Source organism: Paractinoplanes toevensis (assembly GCF_018332695.1).
GTDB lineage: Bacteria > Actinomycetota > Actinomycetes > Mycobacteriales > Micromonosporaceae > Actinoplanes > Actinoplanes toevensis.
Map to the genome: position 1 here is coordinate 1 of NZ_BOQN01000191.1, position 2,735 is coordinate 2,735.

A 2,735-nucleotide genomic window follows, 5' to 3' on the forward strand; every position below is an offset into this window, starting at 1 on the left:
GCTCAGCCCGGTGGTTGCGCTCAGCCCGGTGGTTGCGCTCAGCCCGGTGGTTGCGCTCAGCCCGGTGGTTGCGCTTACCACCCGGTGGTTGAGCTTCCCGGGTTTGCTCTGTGCATTCAATGCAATTACTTATGCTGGGGATTTGTTGCGGGGCCATCGTTTAGTAATTTGTCTATTGTTACGGGATGGAGAACGGGGCGTTTCTCGGTTGCAGGTCTGTCCCTTTGCCTGCCTAGTACGGACGACAGGGTTGGATGGGCGGAGCGACCGGTGGGGCAGGTCTGACCGAAAAGACCACCCTGGGAGCATGGCTTGGGGTCATGCCCTGGCGGCCCGGTCCTTCACAAGGGGACTGAGCTGGGGTTTCTCGGTGGTAGCGTCGGTGTAGGCCTGGTCTGGCCCGTTGCTGGTGCGGGGCGGTGCGGCTGTGTGGGGTGGCCGTTCGTTCTATGGGTGGGTTCGACTATGGGACAGATTGTGGGCACGTTTTCTGGGGGAAATGGCCGGGTGGGCTAGGTCTTCGTCGCCCTAACACAGAATGCTCATTGGCGACTAAGCAACGCCTGGGATTACGCATAGAACCGGTGCTAGCCTTGGTCCCCGCGGCGATAGCTGCGTGCGACAGCTCCTGCAACGACGAAGGCGACCGACAGCTATGTCCGCACAGACGCTCGTTCCCGTCCTTCTCTACCACTCCATCACCCCGACCGGCGCCGAGAGCAGCGACCCGTTCGCGGTCACGGAGGCCGGGTTCCGCGAGGACATGGAGGCGGTGCAGGCAAGCGGCCGGGTTCCGCTGACCGCCCGCCAGCTCGGCGCCTGCCTGCGAGGCGAGCAGCCGCTGCCGGAGCACGCGATCGCGCTCACCTTCGACGACGGGTTCGCCGACTTCGCCGAGGTTGCCCTGCCGATCATGGAAAAGCTGTCGCTGTCGTCGACCCTCTTCATGACGACCGGCTACTTCGACCGGCCCGGCATGCTGTCGCCGGCCGCCCTGCGCGACATCGCCTCGGTCGACTCCCTCGAGATCGGCGCCCACTCCGTCACGCATCCGCACATGGATGTGCTCAACGCCGCGACGGAGTTGAAGGAAGCCGCCGACTCCCGCAAGCACCTCGAGGACCTCCTCGGCATGACGGTCGACTCGTTCGCATACCCGCACGGCAGCCATTCCCGCCGCACCCGTTCGGCGATCGCCCAAGCGGGGTATGTCAACGCTCACGCAGTGAAGAACGCTATTTCTCACCAGACCGACGACTGTCTGGCGGTGGCCCGTTTCACCGTCGTCACTGACACCGAGCGCGAGCAGGTCGCCCGCGTCATCGGTGCTACCGGAGCACCCATCTCATGGAAGGGCGAACGGTTGCGGACTCGCGGCTATCGGCTGGCACGACGTCTCATGGCAGGTGCTCGCTCGTGATCAGCACCCTCCTGGACCGTTTCGGTGGCTGGCCGGACCCGAGTTCGTTCCGGCCCACCCACATCGTCGAGGTCGACCTCGACGACGACATCCCGGCCATGACCAAGAGCGGGCCGGCCCGGGTTCTGGTCCGGCGCTCCGGCCGGCCGGTCGCCTTCGTGCCGGTGACGGTCCCCGACGACGGACTCACCTCGGAAGAGGTGCGCAAGGTCCTCGACGAGACGATCGCCGCCGAGGGTTACGCGGAGGAGCCCAGCCACGCCGACGCCCCGGCCGTCGCGCCGGTCCGGGCCACGGTCGTGATCACCACCTGCGTGGCGACCCGCGGCCTGCTCCGGGTGCTCGATGACGTCCGCGCTCAGACGATCACCCCGCACGAGATCGTGGTGGTCGACAACCGCCCCACCACCTCCGGCGTGACCGACCTCTTCGAACAGCAGAACATCGACGACGTACGCCTGGTGCTGGAGCACCGCCCGGGCCTGTCCCGGGCTCGTAATGCCGGCTTGGCCGCGAGCACCGGCGACGTGATTGCCTTCCTCGACGACGACATCGCCGTCGACAGCCGGTGGCTGGAAGCGATCACCGAGGTGTTCCGCCAGGACCAGTCGGTCGCCTGCGTGACCGGCATGATCCTGCCGATGGAGCTGGAAACCCCCGCGCAATACCTCTTCGAGGAGTTCGGCGGTTTCTCCAAGGGGTTCCAACAGCGGCGGTACGACTTGAAGGAGCACCGCGGCTCGAGCAAGCTCTACCCCTACGCCGCGGGCGTCTTCGGCACCGGCGCCAACGGCGCTTTCCGGGTCGACGCCCTGCGCGCACTGAACGGCTTCGACGAGAAACTCGGCATGGGCACCCCGGCCAAGGGCGGCGAAGATCTCGACATCTACCTGAGCGTGATCCAGAGCGGCCGCACCCTCGTCTACGAGCCGGCCGCGCTCGTCTGGCACCAGCACCACCGGGAGATCGCGGCCCTGCGCCACCAGATCTTCAACTACGGCGTCGGCATGTCCGCCATGATCGCCAAGCGCTGGTGGGCCAACCGCCAGGAACGTCCCGAGATGCTGCAGCGCCTGGGCGCCGGCGTCAAGCACGTCCTCGGGCCCAGCAGTCCCAAGCACCAGTCGAAGACGAGCACCTACCCGCGGGCGCTGACCCTCATCGAGCTCGGCGGAGTGATCCGCGGCCCGTTCGCGTACTGGCGCAGCCGCCGGCACCGCGTCTCCTGAGCCCGTTCTTTCCAGTTCCGGCCTGATCGTTCATTCGGTCAGGCCGCTCTTCTTTCCCTCAATAAGCACAGCAAAAAGGCCCACCC

2 protein-coding genes are annotated in these 2,735 nt (G+C 66.4%); both read left to right on the plus strand.

Annotated elements, in window-relative coordinates:
* Positions 1–763 precede the first annotated feature (763 nt).
* The gene (locus Ato02nite_RS49930) at positions 764–1,420 is read left to right on the plus strand and encodes a polysaccharide deacetylase family protein (RefSeq protein WP_213013788.1); all 657 of its coding nucleotides are present in this window, start codon (positions 764–766) and stop codon (positions 1,418–1,420) included.
* Positions 1,417–2,649: a glycosyltransferase family 2 protein gene (locus Ato02nite_RS49935; RefSeq protein ID WP_213013789.1), complete on the plus strand. Its 1,233-nt coding sequence runs from the start codon at positions 1,417–1,419 to the stop codon at positions 2,647–2,649. The genes Ato02nite_RS49930 and Ato02nite_RS49935 overlap by 4 nt, the downstream gene beginning before the upstream one ends.
* The last annotated feature ends 86 nt before the right edge of the window (positions 2,650–2,735 follow it).

What these genes read in the sequence shown, in the direction of transcription:
- Ato02nite_RS49930 (WP_213013788.1), top strand. Translation starts at nt 764, where the DNA reads ATGGAGGCGGTGCAGGCAAGCGGCCGGGTTCCGCTGACCGCCCGCCAG.